Source organism: Pseudomonas sp. Pme6b (assembly GCF_058129925.1).
The window spans coordinates 2,596,433-2,622,799 of record NZ_CM176704.1 but is presented as its reverse complement, the minus strand read 5'-3'; the positions used below and the strand labels follow the sequence as shown (position 1 = coordinate 2,622,799).

The 26,367-nt window shown below is 58.7% G+C and carries 18 protein-coding genes and 3 pseudogenes; 10 read left to right on the top strand and 11 right to left on the bottom strand.

From position 1 onward, the window contains the following. Window positions 1-34: 34 nt before the first annotated feature. Window positions 35-379 carry a YggL family protein gene (locus AC4ANE_RS11730; protein WP_002553059.1) on the bottom strand — a complete coding sequence of 115 codons (345 nt, stop codon included), beginning with the start codon at window positions 377-379 and terminating at the stop codon, window positions 35-37. Window positions 380-709: 330 nt separating this feature from the next. On the opposite strand from AC4ANE_RS11730, the gene dacB reads away from it, so the two are divergent. Beyond that, window positions 710-2,176 carry a D-alanyl-D-alanine carboxypeptidase/D-alanyl-D-alanine endopeptidase gene (dacB, locus tag AC4ANE_RS11725; RefSeq protein WP_002553058.1) on the top strand — a complete coding sequence of 489 codons (1,467 nt, stop codon included), beginning with the start codon at window positions 710-712 and terminating at the stop codon, window positions 2,174-2,176. A 52-nt stretch (window positions 2,177-2,228) separates the two neighbouring features. Here dacB and AC4ANE_RS11720 read toward each other — a convergent pair whose 3' ends face one another. Then, a complete protein-coding gene (locus tag AC4ANE_RS11720) occupies window positions 2,229-4,619 on the bottom strand; it encodes a sensor domain-containing diguanylate cyclase (protein ID WP_002553057.1) in 2,391 nt (796 codons plus the stop codon). Window positions 4,620-4,759: 140 nt separating this feature from the next. Further along, entirely contained in the window at window positions 4,760-7,012 is a 2,253-nt protein-coding gene (rlmKL, locus tag AC4ANE_RS11715; RefSeq protein WP_002553056.1) for a bifunctional 23S rRNA (guanine(2069)-N(7))-methyltransferase RlmK/23S rRNA (guanine(2445)-N(2))-methyltransferase RlmL, read from the bottom strand. Window positions 7,013-7,602: 590 nt separating this feature from the next. Here rlmKL and rmf point away from each other — a divergent pair. Beyond that, entirely contained in the window at window positions 7,603-7,818 is a 216-nt protein-coding gene (rmf, locus tag AC4ANE_RS11710) for a ribosome modulation factor (RefSeq protein WP_002553055.1), read from the top strand. A gap of 138 nt (window positions 7,819-7,956) precedes the next feature. On the opposite strand, the gene AC4ANE_RS11705 is transcribed toward rmf, so the two are convergent. Continuing rightward, window positions 7,957-8,988: a quinone-dependent dihydroorotate dehydrogenase gene (locus AC4ANE_RS11705; protein WP_002553054.1), complete on the bottom strand. Its 1,032-nt coding sequence runs from the start codon at window positions 8,986-8,988 to the stop codon at window positions 7,957-7,959. Window positions 8,989-9,239: 251 nt separating this feature from the next. On the opposite strand from AC4ANE_RS11705, the gene AC4ANE_RS11700 reads away from it, so the two are divergent. Both AC4ANE_RS11700 and AC4ANE_RS11695 read left to right on the top strand, forming a co-directional pair. Next, on the top strand, window positions 9,240-10,451 hold the full coding sequence (locus tag AC4ANE_RS11700) for a CmpA/NrtA family ABC transporter substrate-binding protein (RefSeq protein ID WP_460408936.1): 1,212 nt from the start codon (window positions 9,240-9,242) through the stop codon (window positions 10,449-10,451). A gap of 14 nt (window positions 10,452-10,465) precedes the next feature. Then, the gene (locus AC4ANE_RS11695; RefSeq protein WP_002553052.1) at window positions 10,466-11,041 is read left to right on the top strand and encodes an ANTAR domain-containing response regulator; all 576 of its coding nucleotides are present in this window, start codon (window positions 10,466-10,468) and stop codon (window positions 11,039-11,041) included. Window positions 11,042-11,104: 63 nt separating this feature from the next. Here the strand turns inward: AC4ANE_RS11695 and AC4ANE_RS11690 are convergent. Continuing rightward, a pseudogene (locus AC4ANE_RS11690) lies at window positions 11,105-11,626 on the bottom strand (glycoside hydrolase family 68 protein); the annotation flags it as partial. Between the two features lie 64 nt (window positions 11,627-11,690). Between AC4ANE_RS11690 and AC4ANE_RS11685 the strand changes: the two are divergent. Next, window positions 11,691-12,671, top strand: coding sequence for an IS5 family transposase (locus AC4ANE_RS11685; protein WP_044424202.1), 981 nt, complete (start codon window positions 11,691-11,693; stop codon window positions 12,669-12,671). A 123-nt stretch (window positions 12,672-12,794) separates the two neighbouring features. Here the strand turns inward: AC4ANE_RS11685 and AC4ANE_RS11680 are convergent. Further along, window positions 12,795-13,523 (bottom strand): annotated as a pseudogene (locus AC4ANE_RS11680) (glycoside hydrolase family 68 protein); the annotation flags it as partial. Window positions 13,524-14,423: 900 nt separating this feature from the next. Between AC4ANE_RS11680 and AC4ANE_RS11675 the strand changes: the two are divergent. The 5 genes and pseudogenes from AC4ANE_RS11675 to cobA all read left to right on the top strand — a co-directional run bounded on the left by AC4ANE_RS11675 (window position 14,424) and on the right by cobA (window position 22,300). Further along, window positions 14,424-15,635: a nitrate/nitrite transporter gene (locus tag AC4ANE_RS11675; RefSeq protein WP_002553050.1), complete on the top strand. Its 1,212-nt coding sequence runs from the start codon at window positions 14,424-14,426 to the stop codon at window positions 15,633-15,635. A 7-nt stretch (window positions 15,636-15,642) separates the two neighbouring features. Further along, window positions 15,643-17,304: a bifunctional protein-serine/threonine kinase/phosphatase gene (locus AC4ANE_RS11670; RefSeq protein ID WP_031596331.1), complete on the top strand. Its 1,662-nt coding sequence runs from the start codon at window positions 15,643-15,645 to the stop codon at window positions 17,302-17,304. A gap of 277 nt (window positions 17,305-17,581) precedes the next feature. Next, a pseudogene (locus AC4ANE_RS11665) lies at window positions 17,582-18,787 on the top strand (NAD(P)/FAD-dependent oxidoreductase); the annotation flags it as partial. Window positions 18,788-18,807: 20 nt separating this feature from the next. Next, a complete protein-coding gene (locus AC4ANE_RS11660) occupies window positions 18,808-21,528 on the top strand; it encodes a nitrate reductase (RefSeq protein ID WP_002553046.1) in 2,721 nt (906 codons plus the stop codon). 10 nt (window positions 21,529-21,538) lie between these two features. Beyond that, complete coding sequence (cobA, locus tag AC4ANE_RS11655; RefSeq protein WP_460408935.1) at window positions 21,539-22,300, top strand: uroporphyrinogen-III C-methyltransferase; 762 nt, start codon at window positions 21,539-21,541, stop codon at window positions 22,298-22,300. 87 nt (window positions 22,301-22,387) lie between these two features. Here cobA and AC4ANE_RS11650 read toward each other — a convergent pair whose 3' ends face one another. The 5 genes from AC4ANE_RS11650 to AC4ANE_RS11630 form a co-directional block, all read right to left on the bottom strand. Beyond that, complete coding sequence (locus tag AC4ANE_RS11650; protein WP_002553044.1) at window positions 22,388-23,422, bottom strand: OmpA family protein; 1,035 nt, start codon at window positions 23,420-23,422, stop codon at window positions 22,388-22,390. A gap of 105 nt (window positions 23,423-23,527) precedes the next feature. Then, entirely contained in the window at window positions 23,528-24,118 is a 591-nt protein-coding gene (gene sigX / locus AC4ANE_RS11645) for an RNA polymerase sigma factor SigX (protein ID WP_002553043.1), read from the bottom strand. 82 nt (window positions 24,119-24,200) lie between these two features. Next, window positions 24,201-25,025, bottom strand: coding sequence for a mechanosensitive ion channel family protein (locus tag AC4ANE_RS11640; RefSeq protein WP_002553042.1), 825 nt, complete (start codon window positions 25,023-25,025; stop codon window positions 24,201-24,203). Window positions 25,026-25,027: 2 nt separating this feature from the next. Next, a complete protein-coding gene (locus tag AC4ANE_RS11635) occupies window positions 25,028-25,276 on the bottom strand; it encodes a hypothetical protein (protein ID WP_002553041.1) in 249 nt (82 codons plus the stop codon). A gap of 86 nt (window positions 25,277-25,362) precedes the next feature. Next, on the bottom strand, window positions 25,363-26,358 hold the full coding sequence (locus tag AC4ANE_RS11630; protein WP_002553040.1) for a zinc transporter ZntB: 996 nt from the start codon (window positions 26,356-26,358) through the stop codon (window positions 25,363-25,365). Window positions 26,359-26,367 lie beyond the last annotated feature (9 nt).

Genomic DNA, 26,367 nt, shown 5'->3' with positions numbered 1-26,367 from the left:
AAGAGAGGCAGGCGCTGGCCTGCCTCCCGTTACATCAGGCGGCCGGGTTGATTTCTTTTTCCGGGTACCAGACGTCGATCAGCGGGCTGACAGTGACTTCTGTCAGTTCACTGCGGCCTTTGAGCCAGGCTTCGACAGCAACACGCTGTTCTTCGCTGACCGAGCCACGCTTGCTCAGGCAAACCAGACCGAAGTCGTCGCCGCCCACATAACCAAGACCGTTGGCTTCCATTGCTTCTTTCAGAAAAGCGTCAAGGAAAACATCGATTGCCTTGTCATCCAGCTCTTGCTTGAAGTCCAGGTTCAGTTCAAACCCCAATTCCTGGAACTCGTCCACACACAGTTTTTTGCGCAGACGGCGGGAGCGGTTAGTGGCCATGGGACAATCCTCATCAATAAATATCGGGCGGCACTTTACCAGCTTGACGATTTAAAAGCCCGACAATTGCGGTCCGTCATGGATATCCGGTCTTGCGACAGTGATGCAGGCCCAATCGATAAAAAATAACGTTTACCGGCCTGCCCCCTATCACAAGCCTGCTCTGCTTGGGGCATAATGCGGGTCGTTTCATGCGTGGCACTGTATGTTACAAAAAAAGCCCGCTACGCATTCACTACTATAGTTATCAACATCGCAGCGAAATAGTTACCGAGGGAATTCATCCATGCCCTCTTTTTTATGTCCCCCCTTGCAGTAGGGTTTTATTCAATGATCAAGTCGCTACGTCCATTGTTGCTCGCGTCAATTCTTTTGCCACTGGCTCTGCCCTCCTACGCTGCCGTCATCAACACCACGCTGCCCCCCAAGGTTCAACAGGCTCTGAAAGCCAGCAAACTCGGCGATGACGCGCTTTCGCTGGTGATGTTGCCGCTCAACGGGCCGGGCACGCCGACCGTGTTCAATGCCGACGTATCGGTCAACCCGGCCTCAACCATGAAGCTGATCACCACCTACGCCGCGCTGGAAATGCTCGGCCCTACCCACCAGTGGAAAACCGAATTCTTCACCGATGGCACCCTGAGCAACGGCGTGCTGCGCGGCAACCTGTACCTCAAGGGCGGCGGCGATCCAAAGCTGAATATGGAAAAACTCTGGCTGCTGATGCGTGACCTGCGCGCCAATGGTGTGCAACAGGTGACCGGTGACCTGGTATTGGACCGCAGCCATTTTGTGCAGCCGCAATTGCCCGAATTCAATGATGACGGCAACGATGATAACAAGCCGTTTCTGGTCAAGCCTGATGCGCTGATGGTCAATCTCAAGGCATTGCGCTTCGTGACCCGAAACGATGACGGCAGGATTCTGGTCTCGGTCGAGCCGCCGATTGCGACCATTCGCATCGACAACCAGGTGAAGGCGAGCGCATCAAAGCAATGCACCGGGGATGTGCGCTACAACCCGGTCACCCAGCCTGACGGCAGCGTCAATGTGACGGTGACTGGCCAGTTGGGCAACGGCTGCAATTCGCAGACCTACCTTTCGCTGCTTGACCATCCGACCTATGCGGCAGGCGCAGTACGGGCCATCTGGCAGGAACTGGGCGGCACTATCCAGGGCAAGGACCGCGTTGGCGTTTTGCCCGGTAACGCCAAGCTGCTGGCCAAGGCTTTTTCGCCGGATCTGGTGGAAGTCATTCGTGACATCAATAAATTCAGCAACAACACCATGGCCCAGCAACTGTTTCTGAGCCTGGGTGAAGAGTTCCGCAATGAAGCTGACGGTGACGACGGCAAGGCTGCCCAGCGCGTCATCCGCCAGTGGCTGGCGAAAAAAGGCATCACCGCGCCGCATCTGGTCATGGAGAACGGCTCCGGCCTGTCGCGTGCGGAACGTGTCAGTGCCCGTGAGATGGCCATTATTCTGCAGGCTGCGTGGCGCAGCCCGTATGCTGCCGAATTCATGAGTTCGATGCCGTTGGCAGGCATGGACGGCACCATGCGTAAACGTCTGAAGCGCACCCCGTTGCTGGGTGAAGCGCACATCAAGACAGGCACGCTGAACACGGTTCGCGCTATTGCCGGCTTCAGCCGCGACAGCAACGGCAACACCTGGGCGGTCGTGGCGATCCTCAACGACCCGCGTCCGTTTGGCGCATCCTCGATACTGGACGAGGTACTGGTCGATCTGTATCGACAGCCGAAACTGACCAACACCACGGTCTCGATCCAGCAATAACCACCCGCCGCTTGTAACCAGCAGACCCGCTTTCGAAGCGGGTCTGTGTGCGTCAGATCTGCTCAGGCTCGACCCGATCGCGACCGGCCTGTTTGGCGGCATAGACACCCGAGTCAGCGCGCAACAACATTGTGTCGATCCCCTCACCGGCTCTCCAGCTGGCGATGCCGAAGCTGGCCGTCACAACCTGATCGACGCCTTCGATAACCTGGTTACGCAGGCCCTCGCGCAGGCTCAAAGCCAGTTGATACGCCTGCGAGCCCCGTGTGCCCGGGCAGATCACCATGAACTCTTCACCCCCAAGGCGGCAGAACACATCATCGCTACGCAGGCGCTGGCTGATCTTTTCCGAAATCGCCTTGAGCACCTGATCGCCTGCGGCATGCCCGAAACGATCATTGATGCGCTTGAAATGATCGATATCGAGCATGATGATCGACAGGTTACCGCCGTGCCGGTCGATCCTTTTCAGCTCGGCCTGCATGCGGTCCTGGAAATAGCGCCGGTTGTAGGCACCCGTCAGTACGTCGGTGACCGACAGCGCGCGCAACTCCTGTTCGACACGCTTGAGGTCGGTGATGTCGGACACAAAACCGTGCCATAGCACGCTGCCATCTACCAACCGTTCTGGCGTGGACGCAGCGCGCAGCCAGCGCTGGCCCTTGCGTGGCAGGTCGACACGGTACTCCTCGCTCCAGGGTGTCAGATGCTTCGCGCTGGCCAGAATAGAGCTTCTGACGCGCGTCAGATCCGGTGGCTGGATACGTCGCAGAACGGCCTCGGAATCGCCCAGCAACTGCGCTTCATCGACTTCAAACAGCTCGCACATGCCAGCGCTGGCGTATCTGAAGCGCGCACTGCCGTCGATAGCCAGGTGATACTGATAAATGCCGCCAGGCACCTGCGAGCCAAGTTTTTTCAACAATTGCCCTTGTTCGGCAAGCGCTTCGTTGACGCGCTTGTGCTCCGTGACGTCGATGCACACCGCCAGATACCCGGTCCAGAGCCCCTGATCGTCGCGCACGGCGGTAACCAGCATGTTCACCACCAGGGTGCTGCCGTCACTGCGCTGCAGGGTCCACTCCTGCGAAGGGTGATGACCGTCTTGCACGGCGTCGAGAAACATCAGCCGGGAAGCGCTGATCGGGTGCCCGCGGTCCTTGCTCAATACACTCGCGCGGGCCTCCAGCTCGGCCGGCTGATAAAGGTCCATGAGGCGCAGCCTGCCCAGTACCTCTTCCTGAGAATAACCCAGCATTTTCTGCGCACCGACGTTGAACGTCTTGATCAACCCATCCAGGTCGGTTGCAATGATCGCCACTTCGGTCGCGGCGTCCAGCACACTGCGCAATTGCCCGTGCGCCGCCCGTAACTGCTGCCCGCGCTGGCGCAACTCGCGGGTACGCTGCGCCACACGCTGCAGCGCTCGCTGACGCTGGCTGATCAGGCTGTAGAGCAACGCGCTGAGCATCAGGCTCAAAAGCCCGCCAAGCCAAAGCACCCGGCCCGGCATCATGGTCTGATTGCTCTGGCTGAAGATTTCCGTAGGGCGAACCTCGACCAGATAATCCCTGTCACCGAGGCTCAGCAGGCTGCTGGCATACAAATGATTGCGTACTGCTACGACCGGCGACTGGTAAACCTGCTCAGGCTTTGCCGGCGAACTGAGGTCAAGCATGGTGACCGCAAGATTGTCTTGCTCCGCTGTGCCGATGCTCATTAATTGCGTCAGGCTGATCACTGCAGTGACATAGCCTCTCAATTCGGAAGGCGACTGGCCGATGGAGAACACCGGCGCCACCAGCAAAATTCCGTACGTGTCTGACGGGTCAAGGGCCAACAGGCTGATACGAGGCGTTGCAACAATGCGCTTGAGCAAACGCGCACGCTCAAGGGCGACATGACGTACCGGCTCTGAGGCTATATCAAACCCCGACGGCGTCGGAACTTTGCTGAGTGTCTGGATGAATCGAACCGGAAAATACTCGTTGCGTACAGTGGCGGTTTTCAACGCACCGTTTTCATCCATTTCACGTATGGCGTATCCGGCTGAGCCCTCCTCACGCGCCTGCTGTTCAAAAGCGGCCCGCTCCGCCAGCGTCACTCTGGGGTTCCAGGCGTAGGCCTGGGTTCCAATCAGCAATGGCGCGACAAAGCCGTCGAATTCCGACTGCTCGACCTGATGGGAAAAAATAAAGAAGCGACACAGGGTGTCCAGCCGAGTGACCTGCCGGTCCAGACGCTCCTGAAGATGACTGAAGCGCTCCGCAGCAAGCATGTCGAAACGCTGGCGCAATTGACGCTGGTACAGCTCATTGTCGGCCAGCGCCAACATGATGGTAAGTGCTGCTCCGACCATCAATGCCAAAACGGCTATTGGCCACGCTGAGAGCTGGCCGTTGATGAAACTCAGAACTCTGAGCCTGAACCGTTTCGCTGTCATACACAGAAACTCATGACGCCAACATGCTGAAGCGTCAAGCTGGCTATGACTTCTGTTATAGCTATTCGCCAGTAATTTTCATAGGGAGCGATGAGCAAACCTGTACAAAACTGTTACAGGCAAGCTCATCACACACCGTATCAGGCACGCGCCATGATTTTCCAGGCGCGATGAATCTTGCCGTTGCGGGCAAAATCCTGGTCGATGGTTTGCGCGGTAATATCCTCGACCGCATAGCGCTGACTCAGATTTTCATCGAGCACGAACTTGCGGAAGTTGTTGGAGAAGTACAGCACGCCACCCGGAGCCAGACGCGCCATGGCCAGATCGATCAGCTCAACCTGATCACGCTGCACATCAAAAATGCCTTCCATGCGCTTGGAGTTGGAGAACGTCGGCGGATCGATGAAGATCAGGTCGTATTCGTCGCGATTGGCCTGCAGCCAGGCCATCACGTCGCCCTGCTCCAGACGATTCTTGTCGGAGAAACCGTTCAACGACAGGTTGCGCCGCGCCCAGTCCAGATAGGTCCGCGACAGGTCAACGCTGGTGGTGCTGCGCGCACCGCCCTTGGCGGCATGCACGCTGGCAGTCGCGGTGTAGGCAAACAGGTTCAGGAAGCGCTTGCCGGCCGCCTCGCGCTGAATACGCATGCGCATCGGACGATGGTCGAGAAACAGGCCGGTGTCGAGGTAGTCGGTCAGATTGACCAGCAACTTGACGCCGCCTTCACTGACTTCCAGAAACTGGCCCTGCGCGCTTTGACGCTCATATTGTTTGGTGCCGCTCTGACGCTCGCGACGTTTGATCACCACACGGTTCTTGTCGATGTTCAACGCCTGCGGAATCGCCGCCAGCGCATCGAACAGCCGGGCCGAAGCCTTTTCCGGATCGATGGACTTGGGCGCTGCGTATTCCTGAACGTGAACCCAGTCGTGATACAGGTCGATCGCCAGCGAGTATTCAGGCATGTCGGCGTCATACACGCGGTAGCAATCGATACCTTCGCGGCGCACCCATTTGCCCATCAGCTTGAGGTTCTTTTGCAGGCGATTGGCAAACATCTGCCCGCCTTCGCTCAGGCGCGCCTGTTCGACCACCACCGGTTCCGGCTTGATCGGGTTGCCGTTCTTGTTGAGCTTTCTTTCAACGACTTCAACTTCGACAGGGTTTTCGCGCTCGATCTGACGCTGCTCGGGTGTGCGACGCTCGCCCGTCACGAACTGGTCAGGCGTGACCTTGATCAGCAGCAATTTGCACGGCAAGGCACCGTTCCAGAACGAATACTGTTTGTGGCTGCGAATGCCCATGCGCTTGCCCAGGTCAGGCGCGCCGGTGAACACCGCAGCTTCCCAGTTAAGGCAGGCCTGACGCAGGCGCTCGCCCAGATTCTGGTAGAGATACAGCAGGCTGGCTTCATCACCCAGACGCTCGCCGTATGGAGGGTTGCAGATCACCAGACCTTTCTGGTTCTGGTCGGGACGCGGCTCGAAGGTCGCAACTTCGCCTTGATAGACCTTGATCCAGTCGCTCAGACCTGCACGTTCGATATTGTTGCGCCCAGGCTGGATCAGTCGCGGATCAGCCTCGTAACCGCGAATCCACGAAGGTGTTTTGGCCAACCCGGCTTCCGCGCGGGCCAGCGCTTCGTCGTGCAGCTTGCGCCACAGCGCCGGGACGTGGCCCAGCCAGGCCGAGAAGCCCCAGCGTTCACGCTTGATGTTCGGGGCGATGTCGGCGGCGATCATGCCTGCCTCGACCAGGAACGTACCGACACCGCACATCGGGTCAGCCAGCGCGCCGCCCTCGGCAGCGATGCGCGGCCAGCCAGCGCGGATCAGGATCGCGGCGGCAAGGTTCTCCTTCAGGGGCGCAGCACCTTGCTGCAGGCGATAGCCGCGCTGGTGCAGGCTGTGGCCAGAGAGGTCGAGAGACAGAATTGCCTCGCCGCGATCCAGGCGCAGGTGCACGCGCAGGTCAGGGTTGATCTTGTCCACTGACGGCCGCTCGCCATCCGGTGTACGCAGCTTGTCGACGATCGCATCCTTGACCTTCAGTGCACCGAAGTGGGTGTTATCGATGCCCGACCCGTGGCCACTGAACTCCACTGCGATGGTGCCATCGGACTCGAGATGATCATGCCACTCGACATCGAGCACGCCGTGATACAGGTCTTCGGCATCCTTCATCGGGAAGCGCTTGAGCACCAGCAGCACGCGGTTGGCTAGCCGCGACCAGAGGCACAGCCGGTAGGCGGTCTCCATGTCGGCCGAGCCGCGAATGGCCGATGTGTGCTCGCGGGTCTCTTGCAGACCCAGTGCCGTAGCTTCCTCGGCAAGCAGTCCTTCGAGGCCTTTGGGGCAAGTAAGGAAAAGTTCGTAGCGATCCGACATGTGTATTCCAGGGCCTGAGCCGTCTGCGGCGGGCAACGCATTGCCCTGCCAGATTTGAACAGGCGTCTTTCGTGGAGAACGCCTGCGTGGCACGTGATGTGTGCCGGTCCACCGCATGATCCTGTCATGTCATTGCGGCAGTTTTCGGGAGTATTAGAACAGATATCCGCCAGGACGATGTCGGCAATAAAAAGACGTAATTAAAAAGTCACGCTGGAAAAGTCACATTTCTACCGTGCCCATCGCGACCCTTCGTCGCTTAACCAGCCAAGGCATTAGGCCACCATACGAGACTGACAAGCGATCTCATCTGGCTCGCAAACCCCTGCGTCAAAAGGGCTGCGCCAAACAATCAGTGTTTGAACAGACCATTGCTTATTGCTCGACAGACCTGAATATGACGTGCTTATGACAAAACGATCATTCACACCGACCTGTGCTTTGGTTAGAAATCGTCTCAGGTCATCTCCGCAACGGTTATGACATCAAGGTCCGCGACGCCGGCAGCGGGCCCCAACGGCAGAAGATTCTGCCCGACCTCATCACGGGGTCTCAGGGATATTACAGTCAACAGACGAGGGCATTACCCTATGAGAAGACTTAAGCGTGATCCGTTGGAAAGAGCATTTTTACGCGGATATCAATACGGCGTTCATGGTAAATCCCGTGAGCTTTGCCCTTTTACTCTACCGTCAGTACGCCAGGCATGGATCAATGGCTGGCGCGAAGGACGCGGCGACAACTGGGACGGTATGACCGGCACTGCGGGCATCCACAGACTCAACGAACTTCACGCGGTCGGATGAGGCGATTCAAAGACTTTCAGGCCTCTGTCGGGCCACCCACATGATTGACTGATTCACACCTGTACCATGCACGCCCGACCCGGGCGGCGGGCCAACGCCCAGGGGCTCTCTCGAGGAGCCCCTTTTTTTGCCTTCGATTCAGCGTACGGCCGGTGGCATTGCCGCAATGGCGTCCACCGATTCGCGAATCAGCGCAGGGCCCTTGTAGATGAAACCGGAATAGATCTGCACCAGACTGGCACCTGCGGCTATCTTCTCGGCAGCATGCCGGCCTTCAGTGATGCCACCAGCGGCAATGATCGGCAGACGACCTGCCAGCTCACCGGCCAGCACCTTGACGATGTGCGTGCTTTTTTCCCGCACCGGCGCGCCCGACAGACCACCCGCTTCATCGCCATGCGGCAGCCCTTCCACACCCTGGCGGCTGAGCGTGGTGTTGGTGGCAATCACCGCATCCATGCCCGACTCGATCAGTGCAGAGGCCACCAGCACGGTTTCTTCATCGCTCATGTCCGGGGCAATCTTGATCGCCAACGGCACGCGTCTGCCGTGCTGCTGCGTCAGTTCCTGCTGGCGCAGGCTCAGGGCCTGGAGCAGTTGCTTGAGCGAGTCACCGAACTGCAGACTGCGCAGCCCCGGCGTGTTGGGTGAGCTGACGTTGACGGTGACGTAGCTGGCGTGGGCATAGACCTTGTCCAGGCAGATCAGGTAATCGTCCACCGCACGCTCGACCGGCGTGTCGAAGTTCTTGCCGATATTGATACCCAGAATGCCGCGATACTTTGCCGCCTGGACTCGGGACACCAGGTTATCGACGCCCAGATTGTTGAAGCCCATGCGATTGATGATCGCCTCGGCATGCGGCAGGCGGAAAATGCGCGGTTTGGGGTTGCCCGGCTGTGGACGTGGCGTCACAGTACCGATCTCGACGAAGCCGAAGCCCAGCTGCGTAAAGCCATCAATGGCTGCACCGTTTTTGTCCAGACCTGCTGCCAGCCCCACAGGGTTGGGAAATTCCAGCCCCATCACACTGACCGGCAACTTCGCCGGGGACTTGCTCAGCAGACCATTGAGGCCCAGCCGCCCGCCTGCACCGATCAGGTCCAGCGACAGGTCATGAGAGGTTTCCGGAGAAAGTTTGAACAGTAACTGGCGGGCCAGGTTATACATGGCGGGATGGGCTCGTGAGCAGCTGAATTCAGGGTGGCGATTATAGACGCGTGCAGGCCTGTCAGGCGAGGCGCGCGACAAACTTGTTGCTCACTCTTCCCCGGCGATGGCATATGCCTTGCTTGAAACCGCTATCGGCACTCACTCCAACGGCGGAGCGGTGCATGGACAACGGCGTCGCTTCGACACTTGCATTGCAATGGGTCGGACGACGCCTTTTTTCTGGACGGACCTTTGATGAAGCACGCGCGATGAACGAACGAACCGGTAATGCGCTGGACTGGGTGGCCGGTAGTGACGCCCCGGAAATGAACAGCCTGGACGTGGGCTTCATGGCATTGACCGACTGCGCCCCGCTGGTGGTTGCGGCCACTCAGGGTTTCGCCCAGCCATACGGCCTGAGCCTGAACCTCGAGCGTCAGACCTCCTGGGCCGGGCTGCGCGACAGGCTGGTCAGCGGGCAGTTGCAGGCGGCACACAGCCTGTATGGTCTGATCTATGCGGTGGAACTGGGCATCAGCGGTGGTCCGGCGACCGACATGGCCATCCTCATGGGACTCAACCAGAACGGCCAGTGCATCAACCTGTCCCGCGAGTTGCAGCAGGCGGGCGTGATCACTCCTGAAGCACTGGACAAACGCGCGCACCAAAGCGGATCAAGGCTGACCTTCGCGCAGACCTTCCCCACCGGCAACCACGCCATGTGGCTCTACTACTGGCTGGCCAGCCAAGGCATCCATCCACTCGATGATGTGACCAGTGTCGTGGTGCCACCCACGCAAATGGCGCAACACCTGCAGGCTGGGCGCATCGACGGTTTCTGCGTCGGCGAACCCTGGGGCGCCAGCGCCGTTCAGCAGCAACTGGGCTTCACCATGGCGACCAGCCAGTCGATCTGGCCGGATCACCCGAGCAAGGTGCTGGGCTGTACCCGTGAGTTCGTCGAGCAGAACCCCAACACCGCCAGAGCGCTGATCATGGCCGTACTGGAAGCGAGCCGCTTCATCGAGGAAAGCGACCATAACCGGCGCAGTACCGCACAACTGCTCAGCGGTGCGGATTATCTGGATACCTCGCCGGACTGCATCGAGCCGCGCCTGCTTGGCCACTACAGCGACGGCCTCGGCAATCACTGGCAGGACCCACATGCAGTCAGTTTCCATGATCAGGGGCAGGTCAATTATCCGTGGCTGTCCGACGGTATGTGGTTCATGACTCAGTTCCGGCGCTGGGGCCTGTTGCGTGAAGACCCGGATTACCTGGCTGTCGCCAGCCGTGTCCAGCAACTGGACCTGTATCGCCAGGCAGCAGATGCGCTGGGCATCGACGCACCCACTGCAACCCTGCGCAGCAGTCAGTTAATCGATGGCAGGATCTGGGACGGCAGCGACCCCGCAGGCTACGCGCGTAGCTTCAAGCTCCACTCGCTGGCCGACAACGCGCCCGCTGTGGCCAGTCGTTGACGGAGAACGTGACCATGCTGCGTATCCTGCTTATCAATGACACGGCCAGAAAAGTCGGTCGCCTCAAATCGGCATTGATAGAGGCCGGTTTTGAAGTAATCGACGAATCCGGACTGATCATCGACTTGCCCGCCCGCGTTGAAGCGGTGCGCCCGGACGTCATCCTGATCGACACCGAATCGCCAGGACGCGATGTAATGGAGCAAGTGGTGCTGGTCAGCCGTGACCAGCCGCGGCCCATCGTGATGTTCACCGACGAGCACGATCCGGGCGTGATGCGCCAGGCAATCAAGTCCGGGGTCAGTGCGTATATCGTCGAGGGTATCCAGGCCCAACGGTTGCAACCGATTCTGGACGTGGCGATGGCCCGTTTCGAGAGCGATCAGGCACTGCGTGCGCAACTGCATGCCCGCGATCAGCAACTGGCCGAACGCAAGCGCATCGAGCTGGCCAAGGGGCTGCTGATGAAAATGAAGGATTGCAACGAGGAAGACGCGTACACCCTGATGCGGCGTCAGGCGATGAGTCGCCAGCAAAAGCTGATTCAGGTGGCCGAGCAAATTATCGCGATGAGCGAGTTGCTGGGGTAAACGAGCGAAGAACGCCTGCTCGCACAGGCGTTCTTCCGCTACCAGGTTAATGGGTGCAGTCGGTCAGCTCAGCACCACGTTCTTCATCGCGGGGATGTAGCCGTAGTCATACACTTCCTGCACAAACGAGCGATCGCCCTCCAGTAGAATCCTCACCGTCGGTGCCTCGGTACCGCCAATGCGGTAATCCTCGCCAGAGGTGGGTACGCTGTCGATGAACGAGGTCACCAGACCGTTCGGCATCACACAGTGCGAGTAAGTCTGAAATGGCTGTGCAGGCGGATTGCCCAACACCAGGCCGGAAGCGTTCATCGGCCGGTAAGGCCCGAACAAATGCTCGCCGACAAACCCGTAAACACCATCCGGACCCGTAACACCATCGGCATAAGTAAACTTGTGGCTGATGGTGAACAAGTAATACTTGCCGTCCTGAAAGACATAATGCGGGCGTTCAGTCTGATCATTGACACCTACTGCGGTGACCAGCGGCGGAAGTATTTCCCACTCATCACCACTGAGGTCTTTCGCAACGGCCAGTCCGATACAGCCGACTTGAAATCTGGCACCGCCTATTTCCTCATGACCTAGGGAATCTCCGAACAAGTCCCGGTTATGCGAAAATCGCCTGACCACCTGATCCGAGCCTCCCATGAGCCAGATGAGCTTTTCCGATTTCGAATATGCCAGCAAGCGCAAGCAGACACGCCGCGAACGCTTCCTCGCCGAGATGGATCAGGTCGTCCCCTGGACAGGTCTGCTGGGCCTGATCGAACCGTTCTACCCCAAGGCCGGCGGTGGCAGAAAACCTTATCCGCTGGAAACCATGCTGCGCATTCACCTGCTGCAGAACTGGTTCTCCCTGAGTGATCCGGCCATGGAAGAAGCGCTCTACGAAATCACCCCCATGCGCCAGTTTGCACGCCTGACGTTGAGTGCGCCGATACCGGAAGACACCACGATCATGAACTTCCGGCACCTGCTGGAGAAACATCAACTGGCTCCTGCAATCCTCGCGGTCATCAACGGTTATTTGCAGGAAAAAGGCCTGTCGCTGCGCCAGGGCACCATCGTCGATGCCACCATTATTCATGCCCCAAGCTCGACCAAGAACAAAGACGGCGAGCGTGATCCCGAGATGCATCAGACAAAGAAGGGTAACCAGTATTTCTTCGGTATGAAGGCCCACATCGGCGCTGACGTTGAGTCTGGACTGGTTCATCACGTCCATGGCACTGCGGCCAATGTGGCCGATGTCACTCAAGTCGCCGAACTGCTCCACGGGGAAGAAAACGCGGTCTATGCGGACGCTGGCTACACCGGTGTCGAGAAGCGTGAAGAGCACGAAAATCGTAACGTGATCTGGCAAATCGCGGCGCGGCGCAGCACGTATTCCAAGCTGAACAAACGCAGCCTGTTGTACAAAGCCAAGCGCAAGATCGAGTACTGCAAAGCGCAGACACGCGCCAAGGTCGAGCATCCGTTTCGGGTCATCAAGCGCCAGTTTGGTTACGTGAAAGTACGCTTTCGTGGGCTGATGAAAAACACGGCCCAACTGACCACGCTGTTCGCCCTGTCGAACCTGTGGATGGCTCGAAAGCGACTAATGGGTTTGGGTGAGTTGCGCGCTTAACACGGAAAACCGAGCGAAAAACGCGCTCGACTCACACTGCATCAGACCGTTTTCAGAAAAATAGCGCTATGTGCCTGGCAAATTACGGCTTGCCACCGCTGCGCGGCAAGTTGATCGGAGCATCCCTAGCGGAACAGGACCAAGTTCTGCGGCGCCTACTGTATGCGTGCCGCGTTCGCCGGCGACATTGCCTTCAAAAACCATGTACAACTTGCCATCATTGGGATCAATAAACGGACTGGGGTCGCGAAAGTTCCAGGTCGAGTTCTGCGCTTCGGTTTGGTAATATTTGCCGTCGGCCTCGAACAGTGTTTTCACCTCCGTAAAGTCTTTCAATTCCACGCCCTTGTCGGACGTCACAATACGGCCACGTACTTTGGCAATTGCCGCACCCGGCGTTACACAGGTGTAGTACAGGTCGATATCGCCTTTATCATTCAACAGTACGGGTGTGCCCGCCCACTCCCGGGTGGTTGGCGACACACCTTCGGCCATTACCCGGCCACCAAAGATCCAGTCCTTTCCGGTGCGCGAGTACCAGTAGCACATGCGTGCCCGGCCATGACGATCTTCCCAGTCACGCTTGATGTCATAGCGGCCATTGGCACCGACATACTGCGGATCGTCGGGGTGGCGGTCAGCCGTCAGCGTGACGATCACCGACCAGCCGTTGACTGAAACCACGGTGCCGTCAAGCTCGCGCAACGGCATGGTGTCCCAGATGAATACGGTATCACTCATGACCGGAAAATCCGGGCTTACCAGAGGCTGCGTGGTAGTCGGATCATTTTCATTGACCTTCAGCGCATCAGCTCTGGACCAGATGGTGGGTGCGTAATTGATGTTACTCATGATGATGTCCTTTATTGGCGCCTGCAATGAAGCGCGAAGAGGAAGACAGCCCGGTCGGCGCGGCTGTATTGCCGGGAGGTACCCGGGATCGGTGTTTCAAGCCCTTGAGGGCAACTGAAAACCGGAAAAAGAGCGAGTAGACGATTACTTTTTAAAAAGTAAACATTTATCGAATATTGACAGGCAATTTGCAATTACAGATCGCCGCAGTGAAGAGTAAATTCATTTCCTGATGGATGAGCCGTGTTAATCACGGTGCAATGAATGCTGTCAGAGATACCGGGCAATGTAAATTAAATATTGAGACTGGTGTTATCGTACAACCTCAATAAACAGAATATTAATGAATATTAACACTTATTGATCAGCGCTATTAAAACCGTCATACAGGCACGTCAAAACAGCATCACAATGACAGTACTTAACACCAAAACCAATGGCACATGAAATAATAATACCGCCATTGAACTTTAATAAACTCTTCAATGGCCATGCGTGATCTTGCCCTTTCAGGCTGCAGACTGTCGCTCGCGGCGCGCCCTGTTTTACAGCGCTTTGCTGGCGAGCGCCCGCTTCAAGGTCACTGACCGGCCCTCGCCTGCTTCCCGGGAATCACCCAAACCCGCTCGCAGCTTGCGGCTAATCGCTTGCAACGCCATTGGCCCATCTCTTGCTTTAGCAATCGCACGGTAGCCAACGGCGGCTATCACCTTTTTACGACAAAGACGTCGCTCATCTCTTTCCGCTCACTTGGACAGAGAGGCGACGTTTTTTGCGTTTTGGCCCCGGCGACGGGGCCGGTGGAGTCGCCGTCATTCGGAACACTCCACCACAGCGTCTGGAAAACCCGTGTCGCGGTCATGGCCCGACTGACTAACTAGCAGATGATGAGGTGTACACATGGATACAAGCTTCTGGAAGGCAGGCCATAAACCGACCCTGTTTGCGGCGTTTCTCTATTTCGACCTGAGTTTCATGGTCTGGTATCTGCTTGGCCCGCTGGCGGTGCAGATTGCCACTGACCTGCACCTGACCACTCAGCAACGTGGCCTGATGGTCGCCACGCCGATTCTGGCGGGTGCCGTGCTGCGCTTTTTCATGGGCCTGCTGGCGGACCAGCTGTCGCCCAAGACCGCTGGCATCATTGGCCAGGTGATTGTCATCGGCGCACTGCTGGCGGCCTGGCAACTGGGCATTCACACCTACGGCCAGGTACTGCTGCTGGGCCTGTTCCTGGGTATGGCCGGTGCTTCATTCGCCGTCGCGCTGCCCCTGGCGTCGCAGTGGTATCCACCGCAGCACCAGGGCAAGGCGATGGGCATAGCCGGTGCGGGCAACTCGGGCACCGTACTGGCAGCATTGATCGCGCCGGTACTGGCCGCCAGTTTCGGCTGGGGCAACGTATTCGGCCTGGCGCTGATCCCGCTGGTTCTGACCCTGATCGCTTTCACGCTTATGGCGCGCAACGCCCCGGAGCGCAGCAAGCCCAAATCCATGGCGGATTACCTAAAGGCGCTGGGTGATCGTGACAGCTGGTGGTTCATGTTTTTCTACAGCGTGACGTTCGGCGGCTTCATCGGCCTGGCCAGCGCCCTGCCCGGCTATTTCAACGACCAATATGGCTTGAGCCCGATTACTGCCGGTTACTACACCGCTGCCTGTGTCTTCGGCGGCAGCCTGATGCGCCCGCTCGGTGGCGCGCTGGCTGACCGCTTTGGCGGGATTCGCACATTGACCGTGATGTACGCCGTTGCGGCCATCGGTATCGCGGCGGTGGGTTTCAACCTGCCAAGTTCGTGGGCAGCACTGGCTCTGTTCGTTGCCGCGATGCTGGGCCTGGGTGCCGGTAATGGCGCAGTCTTTCAGCTGGTTCCGCAGCGTTTCCGCAAGGAAATCGGGGTCATGACCGGCCTGATCGGCATGGCGGGCGGCATCGGTGGCTTCCTGCTGGCAGCGGGTCTGGGCACCATCAAACAGAACACTGGCGATTACCAGTTGGGCCTGTGGCTGTTCGCAGGCCTGGCAGTGCTGGCCTGGTTCGGTCTGCTGAACGTCAAGCGTCGCTGGAGAACCACCTGGGGTTCGGCGGCTGTGACCGCGGCGCGAGTCTGAACCGCCGATGACGCTGCAACTGCAGTTCGCTCAATTCAGCGCCAGCGGTCCGCGCGCGGAAAATCAGGATGCTCTGCGCCTGGTGACTCCGGCCCCGACACTGGCCGCAAGCAAGGGCTATCTGTTCGCCCTTGCCGACGGCGTCAGCCAGTGTGCTGATGGCGCACTGGCTGCGCAGTCCACGCTACAGGCGCTGGCGCTCGACTATTACGCCACGCCGGAAACCTGGGGCGTGGCCCAGTCTCTCGACCGCCTGCTGCTGGCGCAGAATCGCTGGCTGCTGGCCAACGGTTTGCTGACCACCCTCAGCGCTCTGGTGCTGCGCGGACGACGCTTCACCCTGGCCCACGTCGGCGACTGCCGGGCTTATCGCTGGCAGGCCGGTACGCTAAAGCGCATCAGTGAAGACCACGTCTGGGAACAGGCCGACATGCAGCATGTGCTCAAGCGCGCGCTGGGCCTGGACCAGTACGTGGTCATGGACTATCTGGACGGCGAGCTGTGTGAAGGTGAACGACTGTTGCTGGTCAGCGACGGTGTCTGGGCGACCCTTGGTGATGCCAGCATCCGCTCGATTCTGACCGAGCAGGACAACCTCGACTCGGCGGTGAAAACCCTGGTCAGCGCGGCGCATCTGGCAGGCAGCCAGGACAATGCCAGCGCCCTGCTGATTCAGGTCGATAGCCTGGGCGAGGACGATCTGGGTGACACACTGCTGCAATTGCAGCAATGGCCACTGCCACCCGCGCTCAAGGCGGGCCAGGGCTTCGAAGGCTGGACGGTTGGCGGCATCGTGGCGCAGTCGCGCCAGTCCATCCTTTATCGGGTGACCGATACCCACGGCCAACCGTGGCTGCTCAAGACCCTGCCGGCCAGCCGGCATGACGAGTCGGGTGCAGGCCAAGGGTTATTGCTTGAAGAGTGGTTTTTACGCCGGGTTGCCGGGCGCTTCTTTCCCGAGGTCCATCCGCTGGCAGACCGCCAGCACCTGTATTACGTGATGCGCGAGTATTGCGGAAATACACTGGCCGAGGTTTTCACGCGCAACGGGCCGCTGCCGCTGGCTCAATGGCAGGACCTCGCGACCCGACTGTTACGCGCTGCGGGCCTGCTGCATCGGCGCAACATCATTCATCGCGATATCAAACCGGAAAACCTGCTGCTGGCAGATGATGGCGAACTGCGCCTGCTGGATTTCGGCCTGGCTTACTGCCCGGGATTGTCAACTGGCAACGCTGACGACTTGCCCGGCACCCCGAGCTACATCGCCCCGGAAGCCTTCAACGGCGCTGAGCCGCATCCGCAGCAAGATCTGTATGCGGCAGGCGTCACGCTGTACTACCTGCTGACAGGCCACTACCCGTATGGCGAGATCGAAGCCTTTCAGCATCGCCGCTTCGGCACGCCAATCGCCGCCAGCCGTTATCGACCGGATCTGCCGCAATGGCTGAGCCAGAGTCTGGACAAGGCACTGCAAGCCGACCCGCACCAGCGTTACGAAACCGCCGAGCAGTGGTTGCTGGAAATGGATCAGGCCGAGCATCGCCCGGTGGTAGCAAAACCGCGCCCGTTGCTGGAACGCGAACCGCTCAAAGTCTGGCAAACGCTGGCACTGATCTCGATGCTGCTCAATCTTCTGCTGGCGATCTGGCTCATGAGCCATCACTGAACCAGACCGCCCTGCTTCTGTGCAGCACGCCTCAACGCAGTGCAGAAATAGCCTGAGGCATCGACCGAAATCCCCTTTACGCAAGTGAATGCGAGTTGGCACAGGCGCTGCATGATCTTGTGCAGATCATACATAACGCGTAGCCCTCAACGATGAAGGCTGCGCCTCCCGATAGAACGGGACCGGACAAAGGCGTCCCCGTCAGGCAACTGGCGGGACGCCTTTTTTTGTTTGCGCGAAACGTGTCGAGCACGCGCTGCAGTGACTCGGAGGCAAGATGAAAAAACTCAAACTGGTGATGATAGGCAACGGCATGGCCGGCGTGCGCACACTCGAAGAGTTGCTGAAACTGAGCGAAGACCTGTATGACATCACGGTCTTCGGTGCCGAGCCACACCCCAACTACAACCGCATCATGCTGTCCCCAGTGCTGGCAGGCGAACAGAATTTCGAAGACATCGTGCTCAACGATCTGGCCTGGTACGAAAGCAACAGTATCCAGTTGTTGCTGAACCGTCGCGTGGTGAAGATCGACCGCATCAAACGCGTGGTAATCGCCGATGACGGCACCCAGGCCTCTTACGATCGCCTGCTGATCGCCACCGGCTCACGACCCTTTATTCTGCCGGTTCCCGGCAATACGCTGGAAGGCGTCATCGGCTACCGCGACATCGGCCACACCCGTCAGATGATCGATACCGCCGTCACACACAAACGCGCAGTGGTCATCGGCGGCGGCCTGCTCGGGCTCGAAGCTGCCAACGGCCTGAGCCTGCGCGGCATGCAGGTCACTGTGATTCACAACGGCCAGACGCTGCTGGAGCGCCAACTGGACAAAACCAGCGGGCTGATGCTGCAAGCCGCGCTGGAAAAGCGCGGCCTGGGTTTTCGCCTCAACGAACAGACCGAAGCCTTGCTCGGCGATGATCTGGGCCGCGTACGCGCGGTGCAATTCAAAAGCGGCGAGGTGATCGACACCGATCTGGTGGTCATGGCCGCAGGCATACGCCCCAACACCGAATTGGCCGAACAGGCTGGTCTGCCCTGCAACCGGGGCATTCTGGTCAACGATACCTTGCAGACCTACGACCCGCGCATCTATGCGATTGGCGAATGCGTCAGCCATCGCGGCATCGCTTACGGGCTGGTGGCACCGCTGTTCGAGCAGGCCCGGGTGTGTGCCAATCACCTTGCCCAGTTGGGCTTTGCCCGTTATCCGGGGTCAGTGACCTCGACCAAGCTGAAAGTCACCGGCATCGACCTGTTTTCCGCCGGAGACTTTCTGGGTGCTGAAGGCACTGAAAGCATCACCCTCTCGGACCCCATCGGCGGCGTCTACAAAAAGCTGGTGATCAAGAACGACGTACTGGTCGGCGCCTGCCTTTATGGCGACACCGCGGACGGAAGCTGGTACTTGCAGCAGATACGTGATGGCCAGGGCATTGATGCCATACGCAATCACCTGATGTTGGGCAAACCCGCCGCGCCAGAGGCCGCCTGCGCATGACCAGCCTCGCCATTCAGACCACTCGGGTGACCGCGTCCACCTGCTGCTATTGCGGCGTTGGCTGCGGCGTGCTGATCGAGCATGACGGGCAGAATATCCTCGGCGTCAGCGGCGACCCGAAGCACCCGGCCAACTTCGGCAAGTTGTGCAGCAAAGGTTCAAGCCTGCACCTGACCGGGGACATCGAAGCGCGCGCACTGTATCCGGAACTACGCCTGAGCAAAGGCCTGGCACGCAGCGTCACCGATTGGGACACCGCGCTGGAGCACGCGACCAACGTCTTCGCCGACAGCATCCGCGAGCACGGCCCCGACAGCGTCGCATTCTATATTTCCGGCCAGTTGCTGACCGAGGACTATTACGCGTTCAACAAGCTGGCCCGTGCACTGGTCGGCACCAACAATATCGACAGCAACTCACGGCTGTGCATGTCTTCGGCCGTGGCCGGCTACAAGCGCAGCCTGGGCGCCGACGCACCGCCTTGCAGCTATGAAGATATCGAACTGAGCGATTGCGTGATGATCGTCGGCAGCAACATGGCCTACGCGCACCCGATTCTGTTTCGTCGCCTGGAAGAAGCAAAAAGCCGTCGCCCGCAGATGAAACTCATCGTCATCGACCCACGGCGCACCGATACCTGCGAACTGGCGGACCTGCACCTGGCGATTCAGCCTGGCACCGACGTTGCGCTGTTTCACGGCATCCTCCATGTGCTGATCAGTGAAAGCCTGATTGATCCCGAGTTCATTGCCGCACACACACAGGGCTATGAGGCGCTGTCAGCGCTGGTACGAGATTACCCGCCTGAACGCGTAGCAAACCTCTGCGGCATTACCCAGGAACAGCTATACACCTGCGCCAGTTGGGTGGGTGAAGCTCCGGGCTTTCTGTCGCTGTGGTGCATGGGGCTGAATCAATCCACTGCGGGAAGTGCAAAAAACAGCGCACTGATCAACCTGCACCTGGCCACCGGGCAGATCGGCCGACCCGGTGCAGGCCCCTTTTCGCTCACCGGCCAACCCAACGCCATGGGCGGACGTGAAACGGGCAGCCTGTCCAACCTGCTGCCCGGCCATCGCGACGCAGCCAATCCCGAACACCGTGCGCAGGTTGCGCACTACTGGGGCGTCGACAGCCTGCCCGCCAAGCCCGGTTTGTCCGCCATCGAACTGTTCGAACAACTGCAGAACGGTACGATCAAGGCATTGTGGATTGCCTGTACCAACCCGGCACAATCACTGCCCGATCAGAACAAAATCCGACAGGCGCTGGAAACCTGCCCGTTCGTGGTACTTCAGGAGGCTTTCAAGACCACCGAAACAGCGCGCTATGCCGACCTGTTGCTGCCTGCCGCAAGCTGGGGCGAGAAAGAAGGCACGGTGACCAACTCGGAGCGGCGCATTTCCAATGTCCGCAACGCCATTGCGCCCCCCGGCGAAGCGCGCTCCGACTGGGCAATTACTGTGGACTTCGCCCAGCGTCTGCAAAAGCGCCTGCAACCCGATGCACCTGCGCTGTTCGATTTCCACACACCCAAGGCCTTGTTCGATGAATTCAAAGGCCTGACGGACGGGCGGGATCTGGACATGTCCGGGATCGACCGCGAGCTCATCGACCTCCATGGCCCACAGCAATGGCCCTTCCCTCGCGGTGCCAGCGTGGGCACGCCACGCCTGTATACCGATGGTATTTTCCCCACTGACTCGGGCCGTGCGCAGTTTTTATCCGAGCCTTACATCGCCGCCAAAGAGCTGCGCGATGCTGACTACCCGCTGACACTCAACACCGGCAGGCTGCGCGATCAATGGCATGGCATGAGCCGCACCGGCACCGCTGCGCGGCTGTTCGGGCATGTCAGCGAAGCGCTGTTGAGCCTCAACCCTCAAGACATGCAACGTTATGACCTGCAACCTGGCGATCTGGTCAAGCTGATCAGCCGACGCGGCGAGCTGTTGTTGCCCGTCGGCGGCGATGACAGTGTTGCCTGCGGTCAGGCCTTCTTGCCGATGCACTGGGGCGACCGGTTTCTCAAGGGCGGCGTAAACGCTCTGACTCAGCCAGCCTTCGACCCGATCTCGAAACAACCGGAACTCAAGCATTCCGGGGTCAAAATCGAAAAAGCTCATCTGCCCTGGCAGTTTTTCGCGCTTATTGAAGGCAATGTGCAGCAGCAAATGGAAAGGCTGCGTCCCCTGTGCGACGTGTTTACCTACCTGAGCATGGGCCTTACCGGACGCGAACGTCCTGCATTGATCATACGCGCCGCCAGCGCCGAAGCGCCTGATCCGATGCTGCTGCAGCACATTGACCAGGTACTCGGCCTCGATGAAGGGCCAGTCATGGCTTATGACGACCCCAAGCGCTCAATTGGCAAGCGGGTGCGTATCGACAACGACCGAATTACTGCCATCCGCCTGGCCGGTGAAACGCTTGCCCGACACTGGCTCCAGGCGCTATGGCTGGAAGAACGCTTTGATGCTTCGCTGCGGCGCTGGCTGCTGGCCCCGCTCAGTAGCGAGCCTGGCAAAGACTCGACGCAGGCCTTCGACAAGACCTTGTGCAACTGCATGAACGTCAGCCAGAGCGCAGTAAAGGAAGGTATCGAGCGCGGCCTGGACCTGAATCAACTCAAGACACAACTGGGTTGCGGGACCCAATGCGGTTCCTGCGTGCCTGAAATAAAAAGACTGATCAACACCATGGCGGTTACCCAATGAGGAGTGCAGCATGAGCGCAAAAGTATGGCTGGTGGGCGCCGGTCCCGGTGACCCGGAACTACTGACCCTCAAGGCAGTGCGTGCCTTGCACGAAGCCGACGTGGTGCTGATAGATGATCTGGTCAATACCGCAGTGCTTGAGCACTGCCCGAATGCGCGAGTGATCGCGGTCGGCAAACGCGGCGGTTGCCGTTCAACGCCACAAGCGTTCATCCATCGCCTGATGCTGCGCTATGTACGTCAGGGCAAATGCGTTGTGCGCCTCAAGGGCGGCGATCCGTGCATCTTTGGCCGTGGCGGTGAAGAGGCGCAGTGGTTGCAGGAACGCGGCGTCGCGGTGGAACTGGCCAACGGGATCACGGCGGGGCTCGCCGGCGCAACACAATGCGGCATTTCGCTGACCCTGCGCGGCATAAGCCGTGGCGTGACATTGGTCACTGCCCATACCCAGGACGACAGCAGCCTCAACTGGCAGGCCCTTGCACAAGACGGAACTACTCTGGTGGTTTACATGGGCGTGGCAAAGCTGGCGGAAATTCGCGAGAGCCTGCAGGCTGGCGGAATGAGTGGCGAAATGCCGGTGGCGATGATCGAGAATGCTTCGCTGCCCTGGCAGCGCGAGTGCCGCAGCACGTTGAACGCAATGCAGCGCGACGCCAGCGCTTTCGAGCTGAAGAGCCCTGCCATTCTGGTGATCGGCGCGGTTGCTGCGTGCAGCAATGAGCTGCTGAATGAAACGCTGATTGATCACGCACAGCTGAGTGCTGGCTGACCGTGCCTCCTGAGTAGCGTCTGCCTGCGCAAATCGCAGGCAAAGAAAAGCCCGGCCTGAGCCGGGCTTTTCAGTACAAGCGGCTAATTACTTAGCTTGAGCTTCTACTTCTGCTTCTACGCGACGGTTAACTGCGCGGCCAGCTTCAGTTGCGTTGTCAGCAACTGGGCGGGATTCGCCGTAACCAACCGAGTTTACGCGGCTAGCGCCAACACCGTACTGGTTAACCAGAACCTGTTTAACGGCGTTTGCACGACGCTCGGACAGTTTTTGGTTGTAAGCGTCAGGACCGACGGAGTCAGTGTGACCTTCAACAGTGGTGGTGGTCTGTGGGTACTGCTGCATGAAGTCAGCGAGGTTCTTGATGTCGCCGTAGCTGTTAGGCTTGACTACGGATTTGTCGAAATCGAACTTCACGTCCAGCTCAACACGAACGACTTCGGCAACTGCTGGGCAGCCATCAGCGTCAACGGTAACGTTGGCTGGGGTGTCCGGGCACTTGTCGACGTTGTCGCACACGCCGTCGTTGTCGCTGTCGGAGCACACTTCAGCTACTGGAGCTGGTGCTGCTTCGACTTTCTTGCTGCCGCCGCCGAAGTTTACGCCGATACCGACGCTAGGCGCCCACTCAGTGTTGCCCTGGTCGATGTTGTACTGAGCTTCAACGCCTGCACGGGCATAGAAGTTGTCAGTGAAGTACAGCTTGGCGCCGCCGCCGATGTTGGCGAAGGTAGAACCGTCACGGCCGTTGCGAGCGTCTTGACCGATGCTTTGGTCAGAGAAACCGGCAGACAGGTAAGGACGCAGCATGTCGCCTGGGTTGTTGAAGTGGTACAGAGCGTCCAGAGCGGTGTTGGCGCCCTTGATGTTCTTGCCACTGTCGCTACGGACGTTGTGGACTTCGTCGTAGCCCAGACGCAGTTCAACATCGTCAGTCAGGAAGTAGCCAACGGAGCCGCCGAACAGGTTGCCGTCGTTTTTGAAGTTACGATCGCTGTCGTAGTATTCTTTCTTGGCGAAGCCTTCGATTTCGACCGCGCCTTGGCCTTGAGCCAGAGCGCCGAACGAAGTTGCGGCAACAATAGTGCCAATGGCCAAGCCCAAGGTGTTTTTCAGTTTCATCCGTTAAATCCCCATCTGATGATTATTAAGCAGTCCCACACAGGGGGACAACTCAGCGGCAAGTCTACCAGACCTTGCCAGTTTGTTAGAGATATTTGCACCGTATTAAGTTTCGGCGATTCCCGCAAATTTCTCTCGTAATTTATCTAAAGCCCGCTTGTAACGCATTTTCGTTGCGCTCAAGCCCATGTGCATGATGTCAGCAATCTCCTGAAATTCAAGTTCTGCAACAAAACGCAGGACCAGAATCTCCCGATCGATCGGGTTCACATACACAAGCCAGCGATCAAGTCCGCCCCGCTCTTCAGGTTTGGGCGTCTTTTCTTCCGACGCTTCCTCAAGTGGATCCAGACTCAAAGCGTCCATCAAGCGACGCTTACGCCGTTCCTTTCTGTACTGCGTGATGCATTCATTGTAGGTGATGCTGTAAAGCCAGGTCTTAAATTTAGATTTACCTTCAAAATTTTTCAACCCATACAACACCTTAAGCATCACCTCCTGACAGACATCGTCAGCATCGCGATCGTTCCCTAAATAACGTGCGCAGACGTTAAAAAGTGTTCTCTGGTAACGACGCATCAATTCTTCATAAGCCCGCGTCACATTGAACAGCTCAACATGGGCGCGCGCGACCAGCTCCTCATCAGAGAGCTCGCGGGGATCGTAGCGCGTCGAAAACGGTTGAGGTTTATTCAAAACAAATCTTGCCGACAGTCAGGTCAGTGTCCGCCACGGCCTGTATCGGCAACCTGGCGGCATACATTAGCAGGTTAGCCGCTTAACGGCTGCTTACTCTCTGCTCGAGAAGGATGCGGTTGGAAAACGACACCAGCTCCCCCTCGTCTGTCAGCAACGTTGTCTTGACCGTACCGATTTCCTCGATCTGACCTTCCGTATCGCCCACCCGCACCTGCTGGCCCACCTGAAACAGCTCACGAACATAAATTCCGGCGATGATCTGCCCTGCAATCTCCCGACTGCCGAGGCCCAGGGCAAGCGCCACTGTCAGACCAACGGTAATCAAGGCAATCACAATAACGTGGTTCAGCAGGTCGGTCTTCACCTCAAGCTGGCTGATCGCAACCGAAATACTGATGATGATGACCAGGCCTTGAGCAATTCGTCCCAGGCCGGCGGAGTAGTCGATACCTACGCCTTCGGCTGCGCCGCGTACCAGCCCATTGACCAGTTGCGCCAGCAGCACGCCGACCAGCAAGACCAGCGCCGCACCAAATACCTTGGGCAGATACAGCGCCAACATGTCCAGCGTAGCTGAAACCCGCTGCAGCCCCAGCGATTCAGCAGCCGAGACGAGGAAAATCAGTAACACAAACCAATACACGATCTTGCCGATCAGCGTTGAGATCGGCACCTTGACGCCGGCGCGGCCGATGATCTTGGTCAGACCTGTACCGCCGACCAGACGATCCAGGCCCAGTTTGGCCAGCAGTTTGGAAAGTAGCGCGTCAAGCAGTTTGGCCACGACAAAACCCAGCAGCACCACAACAAGCGCGCCGAACAGGTTAGGGATGAAATTTGCGACTTTGGTCCACAATGCAGTCATTGCAGCAAGAAGGCTCTGGGTCCAGAGATTCAATTCCATGCTCAATCAGCCTTATCGATAGAACGGGCACCCGGAATGGTGCGGCGAGAAACAGGAGAGACGTGGGCAGAGCCGTTGTTCACGGCGATCATCAGTGCCTCTGACCAACGGCCCAGCAACCCGAACAACACACCGGCACCGACCTGGCGATTGGCGGTTTTCAGGACGCGTCCCAGACATGCGTCATCATCCCGGCTGGAGGATGAAGAATTGAGCATGTCGCGTAAAGATTCTTCAAACGGATCGTGCATCAGGCACCTCACGTAATGTCAGTCAAAGACGCGACGCGAAAACAACAAGTCACACACGCCCATCAAAAACCCGGACAAGCCCACGCCTATACCCAGCGCAATCGCTTGAATAGCCACCACTGCCCGACGGCTAGCGCGACAATCAGCGAGCACGCCACCAGAAAGCCGTATGAACTGTCAGAACCGGGTATGCCGCCGACATTGATACCCAGCAAACCGGTAAGAAAACTCATGGGCAGGAAGATACCGGTAATGATCCCGAAACGGTACATGGTGCGGTTCATGTGCTCGCGCAAACGCCTGTCTTCGGACTCCAGCAGCAGCCCTACCCGCTCGCGGGTCAGCTCGAGCTCTTCCAGATAACGCGTCAGGCTGTTGTTCAGCTCATTCCAGTAATCGGCGTCGTCATGGGCGAACCACGACAGTTTGATCCGCGAGAGCTGGCCATAAATATCGCGCTGCGGCCCGAGAAACCGGCGCAGACCGGCTGCGCGTCGACGAATATGCAGCAGCTTGCCGTGCTCGGGACTGTACCGTTCGTCGGCGTCGGTCTTTTCTTCCTCTTCATCGACCGATTCGGTGAGTTCGCCGACCAGATCCTGAACCTTGTCGGTCAGGTATTGCGCCAGGTACAGGATCAGCTCCGAGGCACTGGTGGGGCCTTTACCCTGCCCCAGCATCTCGATCAGTTCCTCAGTGGCCCGCAGAGGACGCAGGCGCAGCGAGATCACCCGCTGAGCAGCAGCAAAAATGCGCACCGAGACCATGTCTTCCGGTTCGGCACCGGGGTTGAGGTTCACCCCGCGCAGAAACAGCAGCAACTCTTGCTCCGGCAACGGCAGCAGGCGCGGCCGGGTGTTCTCTTCAAGCAACAGGTCGCAGGCAAATTCGCTCAGACCACTACCAGTACGCAGCCACGTATGGGTCTGCGGATGACTGCGGTCCCAATGCAGCCACAGACTTTCCTGCGGCTGCAGCTCAAGGTCCTGCAACTCGGTTCGAGCGATGAAACGCGCCCCGCCCTTACCGTCCAACACAAGGGCATGAACCAGCCCCCACTGCGCGTTTGCTTCATCGAACATGGATATTTC